The sequence below is a fragment of the candidate division WOR-3 bacterium genome, assembly GCA_039803545.1.
Taxonomy (GTDB): Bacteria; Hydrothermota; Hydrothermia; order UBA1063; family UBA1063; genus UBA1063.
The window spans coordinates 188,821-209,277 of record JBDRYS010000002.1 but is presented as its reverse complement, the minus strand read 5'-3'; the positions used below and the strand labels follow the sequence as shown (position 1 = coordinate 209,277).

The following is a 20,457-nucleotide window of genomic DNA, read 5'->3' as shown; positions in this document are numbered from 1 at the left end:
GTTTATGGAATTTCGAATAATTCCGCCTCCAGACTTATCGAAAGAAATCGCTTTTTATGAAAAATGGCTCGAGATAGGGTATAACGGTGAGATGGAATATCTTAAGAGGGGGCTTGAAAGAAGAAGAAGAACCTTTCCAGAGTGGGTTAAATCCATTCTCGTTGTAAGGGCCTCTTATAATGATATCAATTGGGATGGAGTAGAGGTCGAAGGAAAGGTTATGATTTCTAAGTATGCAATTCGTATGGACTACCATAGGGTTTTGAAAACTCGCATAGCTGAGATTTTATCTGAGCTTGAATCAAAACATAAGGGCATTGCTTACAAGATATTTGTAGACAGTTCGCCGGTGCTTGAAAAACCAATTGCCAAAAATGCGGGGTTTGGTTTTATTGGATACAATACGTTACTTTTAGATCCTGAACGGGGCTCATATTTCAACCTCGGAGGTGCTTTCCTCAACGTCGATTTGTCTGATAGCATCGGTAATATTGATACCACTTTGTGCTTAGGTTGCAACTTGTGTGTTGAGTCCTGCCCCACAAAGGCCATAGTAGAACCGGGTGTGCTTGACGCCTCTAAGTGTATAAGTTACTTAACGGTTGAATATAAGGGAGTAATACCCAAGGATCTCGCTGTAAGAATGCAGAGTTGGGTTTTTGGCTGTGATGTATGTCAAGAGGTATGCCCATTGAATAAGAAGGCAAAACTTACGGAAGTTTACTCTCCATATAAAAAAGAATTAGTTGCCCCATCTGTTGAGTATCTTTTAAGTCTCGATGAGGAGGGCTTCAGAAGGTTATTTGATAATACCCCCGTGTTGAGAACGGGGTATGCGAGGTTTTTGCGAAATGTTATCGTTGCAGCATTCAATTTGGGCTATTACAACCTATTATATAATATGTATAAGAGTGGAAAGCTTCAAAAGGAGAGGTTGTGGATTTTACAGCTTAAAGAGCTTGGAGTCCTAAATGAACATCGAGAGTATTAAAAATAACTCGGAGCTCTTCAGATTTCTTTCCAATTTCTACGGGAGCAACTTTGAGGCCTTTTTGGATTGCGTTATAAAAAAACCCAAAAGCGCGATAAGGGTAAATACTCTAAAGACTAACAAAGATACCATTATAGAACGCCTCCTTAAGCAAGGGTTTAAGCTTAAAGAAGTTGCATTTTATGAATATGCTTTTATCGTTGAAGAGTCACCCATCGAACTTGGAAATACCGTTGAGCATTTCATGGGTTACTACTATGTTCAAAGCCTATCTTCCTTAATCCCTCCACTTGTCCTTGCACCGCAACCAGGTGAGGTGGTACTGGATATTGCCAGTGCGCCCGGTTCTAAAACAACTCAGATGGCCCAGATGATGGAAAATAGAGGTGTTATAGTTGCTAATGATGTAGATATAAAGCGGGTTAAAGCCCTTGCCAACAACATAGACAGAATGGGTGTTCTTAATACAATAATAACTATTGAACAGGGACACAAATTTGGTAAACTTTATCCAGAGACCTTTGACAAGATTCTCGTAGATGCCCCCTGTTCTGCCCTTGGCACCCTCGGTAAAAACCCCGAGGTAGTAAAATGGTGGAGTCGAGAGAAGATTGGTCGATTAATGGCGACACAAAAGAGTCTGATACTGAGTGGATTTGATGCCCTGAAACCTGGCGGGATTATGGTTTACTCAACCTGTACGGTGACTCCCGAAGAAAACGAGTATATTGTTAACTATTTACTACAAGAAAGGGAGGGTGTTGAAATTCTTGACTTTCACTTATCCGGAGTTAAATTAAGCTCGGGACTCACTGAATGGGAACTCTTAATTTTCAAAAAAGAACTTGTAAACTGCAAACGAATTGAACCTCATCTAAACCCTGGATTTGAGGGCTTTTTTATTGCCCTTATCAGGAAATCACCTTCTTGATAAGAAAGTTTCAACGGAGTCCATTACCGCAAAGATCATAGGCTGTAGCATTCTATCCAGTTCGTCCCTTACCACGTCCTCCCAGTGCCCGAACAGGAACATTTCACCCTTGTCTTTTATTTCGCTTTTTGCATTTATTTTATAAATTAGCTGACCTTTCTGGTACACATACATTGTAGCTTTTATCCAACCTTCTGTGTTGAATTTGTATTCAAGGCCGTTTGGCTGTTGTGGAATTTTGTGAATTTTAAAATTTACATAAAATTTATCGAGGGTACCTTTCAGAACTATATCGGCTTCCTCTTCGTTTCGAGCGAGAGGGAACAAATTGGAATTTTGAATTTCTTTTATAAAGGCTCTTCTCAAAAAGTCTCTCGGTTCTATTACAAAAACATTCTTGAGGTTGTGCTCGGTTCCGATTAATTCCATTTCACCGAATACTGAATCGCTGGTTTCCTTGAATTCTCCCACATATATTCGGAGGTTATAACTTCTGGGCCAGGTTAAACTTCGAGATTTGTAGTCATATGTGAGTTTTATTGCGCCACAGGAGGCAAATATTGTAAACAAAATTAGTATCAAATTTTTTAATGTTTTCATTTCTTACCCCCATTTTAGTATGTGGCTAAGTGCTTGAAATGTCAATAGGTTTTGAATGCTCTTGACAGTGGATGGCTTTCCTATTAAAATTTTACCAAAACAAACAAAGGAGGTATTAAGACCATGGCGACATTGATAGATTACTGGAATAAAGGTGGTACAGTGATGTGGGGTCTTCTCGTCCTCGCCATCATTGGGTTAGCATTCATAATAGAGAGGCTCATATCCCTCTTCATAAAGATAAAGGGCGATCCAAGATCTTACTTGGAGACGGTAATAAAGAAGATTGAGGCCCAGGGTATTGATGCAGCCCTTGCATACCTGAGAAACGAAAAGAACCCTATTGCTAAGATTCTTGAAGCTGGCCTCGAGAAGGTAGACAAGGGAAGGATAGTGGTAGAAGAGGCTATGACAGCGAAGGCAGCAACCGAATTTGGTTTCTTAGACAGGGGAATGATATACCTCCAGGCTGTTGCCACCCTTGCACCAATTCTTGGATTCCTTGGAACAGTGACTGGAATGATTAGAGCATTTAATGCAATAGCTGCAGCAGGTGAAGTAGAACCTACCATCGTAGCTGCAGGTATCTCGGAAGCTCTGATTACTACTGCTACGGGACTTTTCATTGCTGCACCTGTTGCACTCTTCTACGCACTTTTTGCAGATCGTATAAATAACTTCTCCAGAGCTATGGAAGAGACCTCAAATGCGTTTATTGATTATCTTGTAGAGTCGGGTGTGCTTGAAAGGTAACCTTAAGGAGGGGTAACTTGCCCGTTTTACCAAAGCCTAAAATAGCACAAGAGGCTGAGATTCCAACAGCCTCTATGGCAGATATTGCCTTCCTCCTTATCATCTTCTTTATGACCTCGACCGTATTTATGAGGGATAAGGGGCTAAAGCTCGTTTTGCCAGAAAAGACTGACCAAATTGTGAAGATTGGCGGTGAAAGGGTCATAAGGGTTTCCATTAATGATGTCGGCGAAATTTATCTTGAGGAGGAAAATATAACTTCTCTTTCTGATCTTAAGGAAAAACTTGCAAATAGAATTTTAGACTACAAAGCGAAGCACGAAGGGAAGGATCCATTGATCGTTATAAGAACTAATGTAGAAGCCCCTTACGAAAAAATGATTGAGGTCTTTGATGTTATCAAGCAGATCCCTGAGGCAAAGGCAGTATCTCTCACCAGCATTAAAACTGGAGGCTGAAAAATGCGTTTAAAACAAAAAGTAGCAACCCGAGTTAACATCCCCACTGCCTCCATGTCGGATATTGCCTTTCTCCTCTTGCTATTTTTCCTCGTTACCACTAAGTTTAGAAAAGAAATTGGGTTTAAGGTTTTATTGCCGGAGGCGAGGGCAACGGAGAGGATAGTAAAGACGGAAAATCTTGCCCGAATTTATATCAATGCTAAGGGTCAAATCTCGGTAGATGATTTCCTTGTGAATCCTGAAGGTGTTGCGTCCCGTTTCAAATTGAAGGTTCTTGAAAACCCTGGTGTTATTGCATACATTAAGGCCGATAAGAGGGTGAAGTATGACTATGTCGATCAGGTGCTTGAAGCTTTGCGCGATGCGAAGGCCTTGAGGGTGATTTTCGCGACGGAGTTCAAAAAAGGTTAGGGGGTGATTTAAAATGGCAGAGGAAATTAAGAAAAGATTTGCCAAATCTAAAGAGTTGATTGATGAATATCCCGATGATCTTGCACGCAGCGTCTTCCTTGCGGAGTTCATTCTTTTGGTTCTCTTCTTAAGTGTCAGGAAAATAAATGTCACTCCTTACCAGCCAAAGCAGGTTGAAAGTACTTACGTTGAGGCTGCTGGTTTGGAAGTAGCAAAAGAAATGGAAGCACCACCTCCACCTAAACCTCAAGTAACCGTCCAAGTCACTGAAACTGGAGAGGGTGGTGCGGAAGAGTCGAACGTAGAGATTGCTCCAACAACGGTTTTTAGTGAGCTTGAAGCACCACCTCCAGCAGCAGATACCACTGTTTACGATTATGCTGTTGTTGAAGTTAAGCCGCAATTAAAAAAGACGGTTACTCCTAAATATCCTGAACTGGCAAGGAAAGCAGGGATTGAAGGAATGGTCTATGTCCTTGCAATTGTAGGCCCCGATGGCAAGGTAAGAAGTGCGACGGTGGCGAAGAGTGATAATCCTATCTTCAATGATGCTGCTGTTGAGGCAGTTATGCAATTTGAATTTTCTCCTGCTATTCAGCAGGATAAACCGGTAGCCTGTAAAGTAATTGTCCCTGTTAGATTCACATTGAGGTGATGATTTCAATTAAGGAGACATAACCTAAAAGGAGGGTAGCCCTATGTCACTACGGAGGGCACTGTGTGTTGTGCTGGCAGGGGTAATAGCGATTGGTACCCTATATGCCGGCACAACGGGAAAGATAGCCGGTAGGGTCTTTGATAAAGAAACGGGAGAGCCCCTACCCGGCGCAAACGTAGTAATTGTGGGTACCAAAATAGGTACCTCTACCGACCTCGATGGATACTACTACTTAATAAACATACCACCGGGCGTCTATACCCTCAGAGCATCAATGATCGGTTACAACCCACAGGAAATATCTAACGTCGTAGTTAAGGCAGACTTAACTACAAATATTAATTTCTACCTCACATCCACCGCAATAAAGACCGAAGAAATTGTGGTCACAGCCCAGAGAGAACTGGTCGAGAGAACTGCAACGGAAACCCGTAGAGTGGTTAGCCAGCAGGATATTGCACAACTCCCTTACACAAACTTCCAGAACGCTATTCAGATGCAGGCCGGTGTGACTGGTGTCAATATCATAAGGGGTGGTAGAGATGACGAAGTTGCATACTATGTTGACGGTATGCTCATTAACTCACCTGTTTATGGGACCTTCTACGGATACATAAATACCTCCGCTATTCAAGAAATGTCGCTCATCACCGGTGGCTTTAATGCAGAATATGGTCAGGCACTTTCCGGTATTATTAACGTAGTTACAAGGGAGGGTGGAACCAAGACATCGGGTGATTTGACAATTAGAACCAATGAGGTTTTAATTCCTGAAAAACTCAGCAATAATGAGACCAGAACCACTTTGACCCTTGGTGGACCTGTACCTTTTACGAATAAAAAGATCAGGTACTTTGTATCTGGGGAAACGAGGTGGAGAGATGGCTTATACGGCTTCAACTATATACCGAAGGATGATGAATGGTATCCCATATTGAAAGCATACGAACAAGGGACCGATGAATTTCGTGCCTTTGTTGACACCGCTAAGGTTTGGTGGTACAACCCTGCAGCGGATTCAGCGGACCCTAACTATTCAGTGAAACCATACTGGAAAGACTACTACGAGATGGCGAAGTACTGGAAAGACTACTATACAAAGCATCCTTATGTGCTTCCTCATACTGCAAGGCAAGATTATTACTTACAGGGGAAAATTAGTTTTCTCCCCCTCGAGAATCTAAAGGTACTCCTTGCTGGTAATCTTGCAAAAGAGCAAAGCGAAACTTATGATTACGGAGGCGATCAGAGATTCAAATATCGTGAGTGGAGAAATAGGGTCAACCTTGACAGACGTTATCAAACCACTTTAACCATTAACCACATATTGAGGAACAACCTCTTCTACACTTTGAATGTGGGGTACTTCTACTCAAGGGCGAGAAGGGGTATCCTTCGTCCAGGTTACCAGCCCTACTGGTTCGAAAAGTACTTACCCAATGTTAAGAAAATCCTTTATTCGAGGAAGATTGATGAACTCTTCTCAGATTACAGATTTATTGGTTACATCCCTGATCCACCCACAGCCAAAGTAGTAATTCCGGGTTACTACATGTATAACTTTGGTCCTGGAAACCCGTGGGGTGTTGGAGACCAAGCCCATGTGAACTTTGTCCATACGGGCGATTATCGTGTTCTTCATAGAAGGATAGAGCAAACTTATAGCTTTAAGTGGGACCTTACCTGGCAGGCAAACAAATATCATGAGTTCAAAACTGGTGTCGAGTTAAGACGCCATGACATTAACTTTTATCATAATTCATTACCTTGGGACCAAAACCCATTCTTGGATGTTTATCAGACCAAGCCTTATCAGGCATCTGCTTATGTTCAGGACAAGATGGAGTTCGAAGGGCTTGTGGTCAACGCAGGTTTAAGGTTCGACTATATCAATCCAAAGAAAACTTACTACATAAGCATTTCTGGTCTTGGACCTAATGATGTTTATGTAATTACACCTTCGGATACAATTCCAAAAGAAGTTAAGCCAAAATGGCAATTGTCACCAAGATTGGGTATATCTCACCCCGTTACTGAACGTCAGGTGTTACATTTTGCCTATGGCTATTTCTTCCAGACTCCACCCCTTGAATACTTCTATTCCTCAACTCACATGAATATAGATGAGATAATGTCCCGTGGTAACCAGCTTGTTGGAAACCCTGATTTGAATGCCGAGAAACAAATTGCCTTTGAAGTTGGAGTTGCTAACCAGATCAATGACTTTTCTGCTGTCGATATTACAGCTTTCTATAGAGACATTTATAATTGGGTAGGTTCCCGTAAGGTAAAGGCCATACCTATGTCCTTCTACATCTACACCAATGCTGCTTATGGAAACTCAAAGGGTATTGAGTTGACTTATCAGCTCATGCAAAAGAATTTCAACTTTAGACTTGCATATACCTTGCAGTTTGCTGAAGGTACTGAATCTGACCCCTTTGAGGCCTATGAAAACCTCTACTATCAGACAATTGGTATAGATCCTATCACTGGAGAGCCTGCTGCATGCCCATCCAGTATAGTGCCTCTTGCTTATGATCGCAGACATACCATTAATGCAACCCTTAATTATTCAACACCTAAGGGCTTTGGCCCCTACGGTATCCTTGGAGATATTAACTTCACTATAGTCCACAGTTCTCAGAGTGGAACACCTTATACTCCAAGAGACCTTCGCGGCAATATCGTAGGTGACATCAACTCTGAAAGAACTCCATGGACTCACAACACTGACCTCACGGTATCAAAAGGATTTAATGTGTTTGGAAAGACCGTAGAACTAAGATTTGAAGGGTTCAATATCTTTAACATTAAGAATGTGGTAAGCGTTTATCCAACGACGGGTCTGCCCGATGATGATGGTTCAGCAAGAATAATTACAGTTTCACAATTTGGAAACACCAATATAAATCTTGGTCAAAGTGGTTACAATCCACTCCGGGATCTTAATGGTGATGGTGTTTTAACTCCTGAAGAAATGTATAAGTCTTATCTCCTCGCTCTCAAAGATTATCTTGCCACACCTTTCAACTACGGCGCACCTATCCAGCTCAGATTTGGCTTTGTTTTCAGGTTCTAAGGAGGTTTTAGGATGAAGTTATTTAAAAAACTAACAGTATCATTCTTGATATTGGCGGGTGTGCTTTACGCCCGCACCGCTACCACCCAGAGCGGAACAAAGGTATATAGCTACGGTATACTTGATGGCTCCGAGCTTTGTATGTACATAACTAATTATGGAACTTTTGCACACAATGTGGTTCAAGGTGGTTCAGGTGGATGGTGGCCGAGGGTTAGAAGGAACGAAACCTACATCTACGGCGCTGGGGTCTGGGTTGGCACTTTGAAAAGAAATACGAGCGATCCAGCTAAATGGGATACCGTGGTAACCTTCTTCTATAACCCAAACAGTGCACAATCCGAAGGTGTGCCTGCCTTAGTTCCGACATGGATCAAAAGGGATACGATCATCAATGAGCCTGATCCTACCGACTACGCTAAGGCTATTTCCGATCCTCAGGCGAGGGTTTACCTTTCCAGTTCTGACAATGCGGGGTATCCCTGGCCCATCAAAGAAGTAACTTCTTCTGGAGACACTGTAAACTATTTCCTTTCTACCCTTGATTCTTATACAAGATATACCGACCTCAATCCATCAAGACAGGAATCCGGGTCAAGACCTCTGGGCATATTGGTTGACCAATGGTCTTATCAATTTGATGTACCGGGTCTAAAGGACATCACCTTCCTCATCTTTAGAGTAAAGAATATTTCTGGCGATACCTTAAAGGATGTTTACATAGGCGCTATTTATGATGATGATATCGGTAATGAGTCCGGTTCCAATGCAAATGACCTCGTTGGCTTCGTTAGATCCTATGACTTCGGCTCTGGTCCTGTAATGCTCAACCTTGCTTATCAGTATCAGCTTGTACCTGAGCCAGGTTGGATAGGAGTTGATGGGCGCGGTCTTCCTGGCGTGATAGGCAGTGTATTTCTCAAGAGCCCATTAGCTACTAAACAGGTTGTTATTCTTGATACCATCGGTACCCATGTTGGTCCTGATACTATTCGCCCTGGTGAGCCTCTTGGTATGACTGCCTTTAAGATTTTCACCTTACAGATCGACCCGAGAGATGACAAGGAAAGATATGTGATTATGTCAGGCTATGACCCTGTATCGGCTGGTGGCAGATACAATCCATTTATGGACGATGTATACGGTCCAGGTGATAAGAGGTTTGGTCAAATTTCTGGACCCTTCGATATGGCACCGGGCTCAGAAGCAGAACTTGTTGTAGCGGCAGTTATTGCGAAGGATAGCACCAATATCAAATACGTTGCTAAGAAAGCCTGGGACGTATATTCCGCTAATTTTATTGCACCTCAGCCGCCTGCAAAGCCGAATCTCTATGCATGGGGTAAAGACAAAGAGGTAGTCCTTTACTGGGATAACACTGCCGAGGTATCGAGAGACAGATTCTATGACATTGAACACGGTTCTAACCCGCTGTATAGAGAATACGACTTTGAGGGTTATATTCTCAGGAGAAGCATGGATGGTGTGAAGTGGGATACCCTCGGAAGATGGGATTTGCCTAATGAATTTACAGTGGTATATACCGACAGTGTGAGAGACTTTACGGGCCGTACCATTTACACTGATTCGATCTTCCTCGGCACAAATACCGGTTTGGTTCACAGTTATGTCGACAGGGACACTATGCTTAGAAATGGTGTAAGATATATTTATGAAGTTCTCCCTTACGATATTAACTATTCATCTGGAACCTGGTTCTCTTTAACGGGTGCTCCTGGAAGAGTAATGGTTGTACCTCATAAGAATCCAGTGGAAGAGGTGGCGCCAGAGATAAAGGTTACAAAGAAGGGTATTGAAAATGTTTTCAAGTACGCAGGGGCTTTTGTAGCTACTAAGGATATGTCGGTATTAAAGCCCGGTAAGTACTATATCAGGTTTGAATATGCGGGAATGAGAAATAGAAAGCAAGACCTTGCATCCAATATGGTATGGCCTCTCTACAACGTTTATGTCTTTAATGAGAATGGCGACACAGTTATAATGGTACCAAAGGATAAAATCCTTGTCACCTATGATACAACTTCTCTACAGGCCAAGTACACCTTCATCTTCCCCAGTGACCTTACTTTTGGTGGAGCTGTTGTGAGTGAGCCTAAGTTTGAAATTTATACAGACCTTGCGAATAGTTACTTTATTGCAGATAGTGCTCTATTTGCTTCAACAACATGGAAACTTTCTACTAGTGGTTGGACCTGGGATACAACATTGAGGGCCTACAAGCAAGGTGCGAAGTCAAGGGGTGCTTTCTTTGCAGGTTCGGTGTATAAACTGAGATGGACCTACACCGATAACGGTGATTCGGTGACCCTAATTGTAATAGACACTCTTACAGGGGATACGATCCCCTTCGACCCTGTAGCGGGAAAAGACAGTATTGCAACTGGCTGGTCTTTTGTATGTGGTGCTGGTGCTCCTTCTGCCTTAAGGCTCAAAGCGGTTTCTAAGATTCCCGCAACTGCAACAGCAGGACTCACGAGATATGTAATGGGAATTAGATTGCCGGGTTCTGATCTTATGAGACTTGCTGATTACACTACTTCTGGTGGCATTCCTGCTGATGGGACAGAATGGATAATTTCAACCTATGTTACTCCGACGAAGGCTCAGGTTAGTAGAATTGCAACGAATAAAGACTACTATGAAGCTGAGCTTTCTGGCCTGCAAACCTTACCAGTGACACAGGATATGCTGGAGAAAGTCAAAGTTGTACCCAATCCGTACTATGTACTAACACCCCTTGATAGAAGCAAAGAATTCCGTACCGGCGGAGTGAGATTCACAAATCTCCCCAAGAATGCGACTATTAGGATATACAACCCTGCAGGCGACCTTATTAAGGTTATTGAGGTAACTCCTGAAAATGATGGAGAAGTTACATGGAACCTCCTTACCGAATATGGAATCAGACCTGCCAGCGGTATCTACCTCTACCACATTAAGACTCCGGATGGGAAAGAGAAAACGGGGAAGATTGCTGTGATATTCTAAGGAGGGGAAAATGAAGAAAATTCTATTTTCACTAATAATTGTTGGACTTGCATCGGCGGCCTTGCTTGAGAAGCCCACCTTTACGAAGGTGGGCTTCACCGGGGCCTCTTTCCTGAAGGTCAATACCAGCGCAAGGGTACAGGCTCTCGGTGGTGCCTTTATTGCCATTTCCGACGATATTAACGCCCTCTCTATAAACCCAGCCGGACTTAAGAATTTGAAGGAAACCGCTGTCCTTGCTAACTACACCGATTGGATTGGTGATTTCACATACAGCTACTTAGCCTATGCTATGCCCCTTCCTTATGGTGCCTTCGGAATCCAGGTAGGATTTATGAATTATGGTTCCTTTGAGGAAACCACACTGGATCAACCTGATGGGACGGGAAACAAGCTAAGTGCATCAGGGAGCTTTGTAGGCTTTTCCTACGCCAGGGCCCTTACTGACAAACTCGGGGTTGGAATTACACTAAAACTTGTTAGGGAAGCCATTGCCAGGGAGTCTGCTTCTGGCTTTGCCTTTGACCTTGGAACCCACTACAATACCGGATTCAAGAACCTAAGGATTGCTATGTCTATGCAGAACTATGGATCGGATCTCTCCTTCAAGGGACCAGATCTCGATATTGGCGCTATTCCGTCCGACTGGACACAATACTATAATTATGGTGGATCTACACTACCGACTACCTTTAAGACTGCTCCTTACAAATTGCCCCTCGTTTTCAGAATTGGCATTGCAACAGACCTTGTGGACCTACCAATGCACAAACTTTCCTGGGCTTTCGATGTTCAGCATCCCAATGACGGTGCCGAGAAGGTTATGACTGGATTTGAGTACACCTTTGATAGAATGCTCTCCTTGAGATTTGGCTATAGATTGGATCCTGACAGAACTTATGACGAGTGGAACGAAGGGAACTACACTTACGGGCTTTCTGGTGGCTTGGGTCTTAAGCTCGGTTTTGGACCTTCTCGTGCGGGAATCGACTATGCAGTGATGGATAACGGACTTCTCGGCCTCAATCACTTTGTAACTTTAACTTACTCCTTCTAAACTGTGAAGAAAGCTCTGATTAAAGGGGCAGGACCGAAGGTCCTGCCCCTATTTCTTTTTGTTTCCTTTTTATTTGCTTCTCCCTTCAAATGGACTCTGGGTCTTTATATGGCTGGAGACAACGACCTTGCCACTGCCCTTGATGAAGACCTTAGGGAAATCAAGAAGGCAAAAATTAGCAAAGATTTGAATGTTGTCATATTTGCAGATAGGGGTGGATTTTCGGAGTCCCCAGGCACATATATTTACGCCAAAAGGGATACATTCTTGATAACCCTCTTAAATTTAGGCAATCTCGATAGTGGCGATCCAGCAACTCTCTCCTTTTTCGTAAATTATCTGAAGATTAATTTTCCTTCAGAAAACTACGGGCTATTGATCTGGGGGCATGGGACGGGATGGAGTAAGAGTGACCCCCTGTTTTCCAAAAGTGTTGCCTATGATGCCGTAAGTTCAAGTTCCATAGAAGTCTTTAATGGAGAGCTTTCTGTTAGCTTGCCGGATTCCCTTTTCAATTTGATAGTTTTTGATGCCTGCCTAATGGGGAGTATTGAAGTATTATGGGAATTGCAGAATAAAACAAAGTATGTGATAGCCTCACCATCCCTTGTGCCCTCTTTTGGTTTGGATTATTCAAAATTATTAGAAACTTTTAGCACCGATGAAGATGTTGAGAATGTGCTAAAAAGAATTGTTGACGACTATCTCTCTTTTTACGATTCCTTGGGGTTTACTGTTTCACTCTGCGTTTACGATTTATCAAGGATCGATACCACAGAAGAAATTTTAAAAGGGGTGGTAGAGTCAAGTTATAGTAAAACAACGACAGAGCTCCTTAAGTATCGTTTCAATGCTTTGACCTACAACACTTACTCCAATGAGGTTTCAGATACCTTTGCTATTCTCGTGGACGTTGTTGATTTGCTTAACAAGGGATGGGGAATAAAGACTTTGCCCCTTATTTTTTACGCAAAGGGGAATTCCCACTTTAGAAATTCCAGCTTTTTGTCGGCCTATTTCCCTTTAAGTTACTCCGTTTTAAAGAGGGATTTTTTAAGGTACGAAAATTTGCGCTTCGAGAGAAGGGTAAAATTTTTGGATCTTCTTTTTAATACATTGAAAGATTCTATCGCTCGAGGTGACACCGTTTACGCCTATTTTAGTAAGGAAAAAAGTGGTATTGTTTTAACTCTGCAAAACCTTATAAAGGCGAGTCAATGGCAATGTGAATTGAAGATAGAAAAAGATGGGATCCTCAGGCAGAGGCTTTTCTCCACTTCTGGAAAATTTCTTTTGAGGTTGACACCAGGAAATTACAAATTCTATCTGGATGTGATTCCTGGAAATGGGACCTATCGTTATTCACTCTCTTTGTTACCGGATAGTTTAAGGGTAGATGAAAGGGATACACCTTATTACAACTCTATTGTGGATACGATTGATGGCGGACGGGACATCTTAGGAAGGAAAACTGAGAGAGAAAAGGGAATTCTTTTTAAAAATGCTAAGAAATACCTTGTTTACTAAGGATTGTTTTGTGTTTTTATAAGTCGTTCAAATTCAATGGATTACACAAAACTTGACAAAACTAAAGGGGAAAGTTATAATTTAAACACCTTTAAAAGGAGGTGCTAAATGCTCAATATAATACTGTCAGTGCTACTGGCAGGGATACCTGTCCTGCCAAGGCCCGCTGATGATTACAATGGGAACCCGGGCAAGATTGAACCCGGCCAACCCCCGTCAGTGATTATATGCGGCCAGCCTGCTGGTGGTGGATGGAGACCAGTAATTATGTCTGGTGAGGCCCACAACAACCTGCTCTGGTTCGGTCCCAATAACCTCGCTTTCCTCGGTTCAGATAGTTCTGGAACAAGCTGGGAAGGCGCTTCAGTGTGGTATACCACGGATAACGGTGCCACCTGGACCAAATATAATATAAACTCAACAGTCATTAGTAGAGTATACCCCGATGCCTATTACGATACAACAACAGGTACACCCTGGTATGCTTATCAGATACGTCCTGGAACAGCAGCATCAAAGATATACGTTGCCAGGGATGATGGACTTTCTATTGGTGCACCTGGACTCTTCATAGAATCCCAGGTTACCATTGGTGAGGGAACTTATGGCGAATGGATACCCACTGTTGTAGCCAAGGGTGACACCGTTGTTGTCTCCTATGTGAAATATGACCTTGGTTATGGCGCTTGCAAGACATCCTTTGATGGTGGCGCCACATGGGGGAATGAGGTGATAATTGACACCGTTGCAATCGATAACCCTAATCTACTTCTTGTTGGAAATACCCTTGTATTTTACGGCTTTGATGGTAACGCTATTGATACCATCATTTTCTGGAAATCTACCGACTGGGGTCAGACCTGGCAGGGACCTTACAAATATGCATCTTCCGCTATCCAATATGGCTTTGCATCCTGGTGGTACTCTTACGCTGGTGCAGTCTACCAGGGTAAGGCCCATGTACTTGCAGTTATGAGCGAAAGTGGGGTCGAAAACGGTATTCTCTACCACTATGTATTTGACCCTGCTACAAATTCTATAACGGAAGAATTTGTACATGGATATGTCTATCAGGATACCGCCGGTGTATATCACACTGGCATTCCTCAGGCAAGAACTCCGAGCGTGGGTGTGACCCAGGATGGTTCTAAACTTGTCGCCATGTTTATGGATTATGATACAACTGCCACATACAACGATCTGTACTTTAAGGTCTTTGATGGAAATACATGGTCACCGGAGGCCCCTGTCTTTGCAGTGCAGGATACCTTCGATGAGGGTAGAGGTGACTTCTGCCCGACGGTTTATGACGATGGCAATAACTTGAACCTCTTCTTTGTCTGCTCCAGCGGATCAGTTAACTATGTAAATATTTACTATGCTACTTCACAGGTTGTTATTCCATCGGTCAATGAAACAAGGCCCACCTTCGCGCTCAACGTAAGGCCAACCATCGTCACGGGGAATATGAATGTGGAATTTGCGCTTCCTAAGACCGCTACTGTGGACATTACCGTTTACAATGCTTCTGGTCAGAAGGTGAAGACCCTCTACAGTGGAAGCCTGAATGCAGGCAGCCACAGAATGAGCTTCAACTCTGACTTCGGTAAGGGGATCTACTTTGTCACGGTCACCGTGGATGGCAAGTCCACAGCTAGAAAGATAGTGGTGAAGTAAGATTACCGCAGGCTGACGGAAAACTCGGGGGACCCCGCAGGGGTCCCCCAATTTTTTTAGAGAAGAAATTTAATTCTTGAAAATTATTTTTGAAAGGCCGTCTTAAAATTTAAAGGCTAAAAAAAACATGTTCTGGACTAAAACCTATTTTCAGTAGGTTCCGAGGACTGATTGTAAACAAAAAAATTGATATTCGCATTAGTCATGGGCATTCCAACCGAGTTCTGGGGACTTAATAGGACACACAAAATATGCTTGGAATTTGAATCTCCTTGAAGGGAAGATATTTTCCTTTTTAACTAATTTTTGCGTCAAAAGGGTAAGGTATTGCCTTCCTTTTAATTACGGGTAGACTTTGTGATCCGCCTTTAAAAGTTTACTGGCAGAGGTAAACAAAATTTGTTGTAATAAAGAATCTTTGGTTTTCCAAAGGTAGAATGCTTAAAATTTTTCCCTCTAAAAGGGGAAGGTTTTGAGGGTTAAAATCTTCGCCAGTAAAGGTTGCAAAGAACTGCCCTTTTATTACATACAAGTTCCCTTCCTTTGAAAAAATTATCTGTTCAGGTTCCTGGAAAGGCAAAGGGTAAGCGATTGTTTCCTTTGCTGTTATTTTTAGAAGTTTATCAAAGGTGATGGCCCAGAGGGTATCATCCTTTGCTATAAAATCGATGATCCTTTCATTAGGATTTGGTTTTTCAGAGAGGGCAAACAGTGAGTCTTTCTGGTAGAGGAAAATTCTACCGTCGAATAAAATTGGAATTCCACTCTTTGTGATCGAGGCTTTCAGATTTTCATAGTTTGAAGGTAATTTGAGTGTCATTAAAGACTCGCCATCAATGGTCATTAGTTTTATTGAATTTCCTTCTTGAAACAAAATTTTGCCATCTTTAAATTCGAACACCTTAGAAGGATTAATGTCCAGTTTATTTTCAAAAACCATTCGTTCTTTCCAGAGTGTATAAATTCTCCCTTTGCTACTGATCAAAAAAAGAGTGGAATCCTTCGCATCCATCGCCAGAAAGTATTCCGCAGGTTCAAGATTGGTAGGGTAGTATATTTGGGATTTTAAGTTGATACTCAATTTTGTCAGCGAGTTCTGGGTTAAGAGGTAAAGGGTGTCCTTTTTAAATCCACAGGTGATTATCTCCTTTACTTTTGGGAGCCCTAAGATTACTGAATCTACGTAGATTCCTCTCAGCCTTGAATAGAGAAAAATTCCGCATCCGCGAGTACCGACAAAAATTAAGTTGGAGAGGGAATCAAAAAGTACTGTGGAAAATGGAACGAGATTGCCGTTGGGATTAAGAATCGGCGGTAAATTAATGGGTTTCTTCACCTCCTCACTGGCGAAGTTGTAATATCTTTCTTTTAGAGAATCGGGAATGGGAAAGCCCGAATAGTCAAGTAATATTTGCTTTCCAGAACCTTTAATCATAAGACTTCTTTGGCCTGCGCCAAGCTTTTCAGGGGTAAAATCCAGGGTAGTAAGGTAAAACTCTTCATGGGAGGGGATGTTGTAATAGCAAAGGTCTTTGTTGTTTTTGAGGTAAAAGATTCTTGTTCCATCGGGGGATAAAACCCCATATTTAGGGTTTACGGTGCTAAAAAAGGTGGAAACTGTTTTGCTATTTAGGTCGTAAACTCCAATGCCACTTGTGGATGTAATTACAAGGGAATTGAAGGTTTTAGATAAACTGATAACATTTGAAAGATCAGGAACGGCAAGGCATTGTGAAAATAAAATTGAAAAGAAAAATTTCAACTTCTTACCTTTTTAAAGGCACGATTTAAATTCTTGAGTACTTTTGTTGGGGTAACCGTTTCAAAGGTTTCCGTTTCCAGCAAAAGGTCAGCACTTAGCCCGTGGATGAAAACTCCAGCAAGTGCAGTTTTTAATGGATCTTTAATGCGGGGGTAAAGGCCGGCGATAATGCCCGTTAAAAGGTCACCCATTCCTCCAACAGCCATCCCAGGATTACCTGTAGGGTTGAAGAAAATTGAGTTTCCATCAGAGATAATCGTAGGTGCTCCCTTTAAAACTACCGTGGCATTTAACTTCGAAGAGAGTTCCTTTGCAAAGTTTACGCGGTTTTTATTAATTTCAGAGGCAGAAACTCCACTTAGTAAAAAGGATGCTTCACCGGGATGGGGAGTTATAATGTCCTTTGTGGTTAAGACGGCCTTTAATTCAGCTAATGCCCAAATTCCGTCTGCATCTATGATTTTTGGTATTGGAAGTTTTAGAGTTTCTTGAAGTAATTGGATTGTGGTCTTGTTTCTCCCAAGACCGGGTCCTAAGGCGATCACATCGTAATCCCCTTTCAAAATTTCCCTGAAATCTTCTAATTTGCTGTAGGATCTTACTATTACTTCACTACATTTTGTTTGCATTATAGGGCGAATTTCCTCGGGAACTGCGAGATATACAAGTCCAGCACCTGCATTTATAGCAGACTCGGCAGCGAAATAGGCAGCCCCGGTGTATTCTTTGGAACCGGCAACGACAAGAACCTTTCCACATTGACCCTTATGCTCATCTCCGCGGTAAGAAGGTAAAATATTTTTTATGTCCTCCAGTTGAATCCAAAATTTTTGAGAATCTACTAAATTCTCGGGAATACCAATATCTACAATTTTAATATCTCCGGAGTAGTATTTACCTGGATGGAGTAAAAGTCCCGTTTTTGGAAAGGCGAAGGTGATGGTGTAGTCTGCCCTGAAGGCGATGTTTTCTACTTCCCCTGTTTCTCCGTTAACTCCCGAAGGGATGTCACAGGCAATCTTAAGACCCTTTTTTGAATTTATTTTCTCAATGATCTCAAGGTGAGGACTTTGGAGTTTCCCTCTAAAACCCGTTCCGAAAAGGGCATCTATATAAAGGTCAAAGTCAAGGTTTTCTTCTAAAAATTGAGTGTAATCTTTAATTGAAACGCCTTCCTTTGTGGCTCTTTCCAGTTGATATTGGGCATCTCCTGAAATTTCTGCCTTATCGCTTGAGAGGAAAACTGTAAGTTCCCTTACTTTTTTGTGAAGATGAACTGCTGAAACCAATCCATCGCCGCCGTTATTTCCTTTACCGCAGAATACCGCGACTTTTATGTCTTTTAATCTTTCTCCGAAAAGGCTTTCAATGAAATCCGCCAAGCCTTTTCCTGCCTGCTCCATCAATTCAAGAGAGGGAATGCCCAGTTCTTCGATGGCCCTTTTATCTGCCTTCCTCGTCTCCTCTGGAGTAAGGACTTTTATTGCCATCCAATAACTCCTTTTAATTTCTCCTTCATCTTTGAAACATGACTTCCTTCCCAGTAATACCTGTGGCAGGAAGGGCAATAGTAGAATTCATTGTGGGTGTCAAAGACGAAGAAGGGAACTTTTCCTCTAACCAGCTCTTTGTCGATTTTAACAAGGGGGACATTACATTCCATACATAGGGAAAGGAAGTTTATTTTATCGACGAGGTTAAATTGGTTTAGCACCGTTTTTAGCTGGATCAATGGGTTGTCGTGGTCAGGGAAGAAGATGGTGAGCTTGCCTTTGTACTTTTTAAATTTTGTGTTTCGCGTAAGAACAATTCTATCAAAATTTTCGAATTCCTTTATATTTTCGAGGTTTAGGCCACTTTTTATATAGATTGTGTCAAATCCACACATCCGGAGAAGCCTTGCCAGCTTCCCCAACATCGAATCACAGAGGAAGTTCATTTTATTGTGATAGAATTATGACGGATTCTCTGAGGATTTCTGCACAGAGGATGGCACTGCTGTGTGTGGGGTCAAGGAGTGGATCCAGTTCCACAAGGTCCATCGCTAAAAGTTTTCCCTTGAGGAGTTTCAATGATTCTAAGAGTTCTTTAAACGTAATGCCCAGGGGCTCTGGATTTGAGACGGCGGGCATAATCGAGGGATCGAGGACGTCAATATCGAGGGTGAGGTAAAAAGGACCCTTTTCTTCTTCTAAAAGTTTCTTAAGCGGTTCTAAAACCTTAAAAGGTTCTCCTCTTTTTAAATCTTCTTCGGGAAAAAAGGAGCGATAGCCGAAGGTAATGACCCTATCTTCTCCCACGATCTCTTCTACCCTTTTGATAACGGTGGCGTGGGAGAGCTTATTACCCATGAAGGAATCTCTTCTGTCTAAGTGGGCGTCAAGGTGTATAACCGTGAATTCCATTCCTTTCTCATGTAGGTATTTGATAATGGGATAAGTAACAAAGTGATCGCCTCCAAGGGCGATGAAAGGTGGTTCCAGTTTTAGCCTGTTAAGTAAGCTTAAGGCTTTTCTGACAAACTCCTCGGGATTTTCTTTGGAATAAAAGTAAAAGTCACCAAGGTCCTCGAATTCTGGAACGGGCTCCTTTTGGTGAATGCTGTACCACTCTATGGAGTCATAAGCCCACCTAATGTGGGCAGGGGCCAGTTGAACACCGGGCTGGAAATTTTCCGGACCTTCGTAAGGTAATCCTAAAATTTTAACGGATCTCATTTAGGACCTCTTTTAAATATTGCGGAAGTGCGGTCATGCCCCTGTGGATTTCCTCGTTGTAGTATTTTAGGCCTTCAGGAGTCTGCCTTTGAATTTTGTTTATGTCAAAATTTTCTCCAAGCATAAGGAAAGACCAAAGACCTCCTGGGTAAGTGGGGATGTGGGCGAGATAAAGCAAGCTTTGACTGAAGACACCTTTTATCTCTTTGAGAAGGTTTTTAATGGTTTCCAGCTGGGACCAAGGAGACTCGGCTTGTGTCACCAGAATACCATTTTTGTTAAGGCTTCTTTTGCAATTTTCATAAAATTCTCTTCTATAAAGAACTTCGGCGGGACCTACAGGGTCTGAGGTATCGAGTAGCATCACATCGAATTTTTCCTCCGTTTCCCTTACAAAATTGACTCCATCTTCGTATTTAATCTCAAGGCGGGGATCCTCGAGGGCACAGGAAATGGTTGGGAAGTATTTCTTTGAAAGTTCAACTACATCTTTGTCTATCTCCACCATTACAACTTTTTCGACTTCTTTATACTTTAAGACTTCTCTTGCAGTGCCACCATCGCCACCGCCGATAATGAGAACCTTTTTAGGATCTGGATGGATCCGGAGGGCGGGATGGGTTATCATCTCGTGGTAGATGAATTCATCTCTTTCTGTTACCATCACCATACCATCGAGGGTCAGGACTTTACCGTAGGTTTCAACTTCAAAGATATCAATCCTCTGGAAAGGGGATCTCCCAGAGTAGAGATAATTTTTGACCTTGAAGGTTATCCCACTACTTGCATCGTGGAGCTCTTTAAACCATAGGTCCATAGAG

At 42.3% G+C, this 20,457-nt stretch carries 17 protein-coding genes; 11 read left to right on the top strand and 6 right to left on the bottom strand.

The window, feature by feature from the left end:
* Positions 1 to 4: 4 nt before the first annotated feature.
* Positions 5 to 991, top strand: a complete 987-nt coding sequence (gene queG / locus ABIM45_06060; protein MEO0239468.1) for a tRNA epoxyqueuosine(34) reductase QueG — start codon at positions 5 to 7, stop codon at positions 989 to 991.
* Positions 972 to 1,922: an RsmB/NOP family class I SAM-dependent RNA methyltransferase gene (locus tag ABIM45_06055; GenBank protein MEO0239467.1), complete on the top strand. Its 951-nt coding sequence runs from the start codon at positions 972 to 974 to the stop codon at positions 1,920 to 1,922. Before queG ends, ABIM45_06055 begins: the two co-directional genes overlap by 20 nt.
* On the opposite strand, the gene ABIM45_06050 is transcribed toward ABIM45_06055, so the two are convergent.
* Positions 1,911 to 2,522, bottom strand: a complete 612-nt coding sequence (locus ABIM45_06050) for a hypothetical protein (GenBank protein MEO0239466.1) — start codon at positions 2,520 to 2,522, stop codon at positions 1,911 to 1,913. The two genes, ABIM45_06055 and ABIM45_06050, sit on opposite strands and share 12 nt — an antisense overlap.
* Before the next feature lie 123 nt (positions 2,523 to 2,645).
* Between ABIM45_06050 and ABIM45_06045 the strand changes: the two genes are divergently transcribed.
* From ABIM45_06045 to ABIM45_06005, 9 genes are all read left to right on the top strand, one after another.
* The gene (locus tag ABIM45_06045; GenBank protein ID MEO0239465.1) at positions 2,646 to 3,275 is read left to right on the top strand and encodes a MotA/TolQ/ExbB proton channel family protein; all 630 of its coding nucleotides are present in this window, start codon (positions 2,646 to 2,648) and stop codon (positions 3,273 to 3,275) included.
* Between the two features lie 17 nt (positions 3,276 to 3,292).
* Complete coding sequence (locus tag ABIM45_06040; GenBank protein MEO0239464.1) at positions 3,293 to 3,733, top strand: biopolymer transporter ExbD; 441 nt, start codon at positions 3,293 to 3,295, stop codon at positions 3,731 to 3,733.
* 3 nt (positions 3,734 to 3,736) lie between these two features.
* Entirely contained in the window at positions 3,737 to 4,147 is a 411-nt protein-coding gene (locus tag ABIM45_06035) for a biopolymer transporter ExbD (protein ID MEO0239463.1), read from the top strand.
* Between the two features lie 13 nt (positions 4,148 to 4,160).
* The gene (locus ABIM45_06030) at positions 4,161 to 4,802 is read left to right on the top strand and encodes an energy transducer TonB (protein MEO0239462.1); all 642 of its coding nucleotides are present in this window, start codon (positions 4,161 to 4,163) and stop codon (positions 4,800 to 4,802) included.
* A 43-nt stretch (positions 4,803 to 4,845) separates the two neighbouring features.
* On the top strand, positions 4,846 to 7,887 hold the full coding sequence (locus tag ABIM45_06025; protein MEO0239461.1) for a TonB-dependent receptor: 3,042 nt from the start codon (positions 4,846 to 4,848) through the stop codon (positions 7,885 to 7,887).
* A 12-nt stretch (positions 7,888 to 7,899) separates the two neighbouring features.
* The gene (locus ABIM45_06020) at positions 7,900 to 10,896 is read left to right on the top strand and encodes a hypothetical protein (protein ID MEO0239460.1); all 2,997 of its coding nucleotides are present in this window, start codon (positions 7,900 to 7,902) and stop codon (positions 10,894 to 10,896) included.
* Positions 10,897 to 10,906: 10 nt separating this feature from the next.
* The gene (locus ABIM45_06015) at positions 10,907 to 11,953 is read left to right on the top strand and encodes a PorV/PorQ family protein (GenBank protein MEO0239459.1); all 1,047 of its coding nucleotides are present in this window, start codon (positions 10,907 to 10,909) and stop codon (positions 11,951 to 11,953) included.
* Between the two features lie 3 nt (positions 11,954 to 11,956).
* Positions 11,957 to 13,480, top strand: a complete 1,524-nt coding sequence (locus ABIM45_06010) for a clostripain-related cysteine peptidase (GenBank protein ID MEO0239458.1) — start codon at positions 11,957 to 11,959, stop codon at positions 13,478 to 13,480.
* A gap of 108 nt (positions 13,481 to 13,588) precedes the next feature.
* Complete coding sequence (locus ABIM45_06005; protein MEO0239457.1) at positions 13,589 to 15,157, top strand: T9SS type A sorting domain-containing protein; 1,569 nt, start codon at positions 13,589 to 13,591, stop codon at positions 15,155 to 15,157.
* Positions 15,158 to 15,533: 376 nt separating this feature from the next.
* Here the strand turns inward: ABIM45_06005 and ABIM45_06000 are convergent, their stop codons facing one another.
* From ABIM45_06000 to speE, 5 genes are read right to left on the bottom strand one after another with little or no spacing between them, the layout of a single operon-like run.
* A complete protein-coding gene (locus tag ABIM45_06000) occupies positions 15,534 to 16,919 on the bottom strand; it encodes a hypothetical protein (protein ID MEO0239456.1) in 1,386 nt (461 codons plus the stop codon).
* Complete coding sequence (locus ABIM45_05995; GenBank protein ID MEO0239455.1) at positions 16,916 to 18,409, bottom strand: NAD(P)H-hydrate dehydratase; 1,494 nt, start codon at positions 18,407 to 18,409, stop codon at positions 16,916 to 16,918. Before ABIM45_05995 ends, ABIM45_06000 begins: the two co-directional genes overlap by 4 nt.
* A complete protein-coding gene (locus tag ABIM45_05990; protein ID MEO0239454.1) occupies positions 18,400 to 18,858 on the bottom strand; it encodes a Mut7-C RNAse domain-containing protein in 459 nt (152 codons plus the stop codon). The genes ABIM45_05995 and ABIM45_05990 overlap by 10 nt, the downstream gene beginning before the upstream one ends.
* Before the next feature lies 1 nt (position 18,859).
* Positions 18,860 to 19,636 (bottom strand): arginase family protein, encoded by a 777-nt coding sequence (locus tag ABIM45_05985; GenBank protein MEO0239453.1) that lies wholly within the window; start codon positions 19,634 to 19,636, stop codon positions 18,860 to 18,862.
* On the bottom strand, positions 19,623 to 20,453 hold the full coding sequence (gene speE, locus ABIM45_05980) for a polyamine aminopropyltransferase (GenBank protein ID MEO0239452.1): 831 nt from the start codon (positions 20,451 to 20,453) through the stop codon (positions 19,623 to 19,625). The genes ABIM45_05985 and speE overlap by 14 nt, the downstream gene beginning before the upstream one ends.
* Positions 20,454 to 20,457 lie beyond the last annotated feature (4 nt).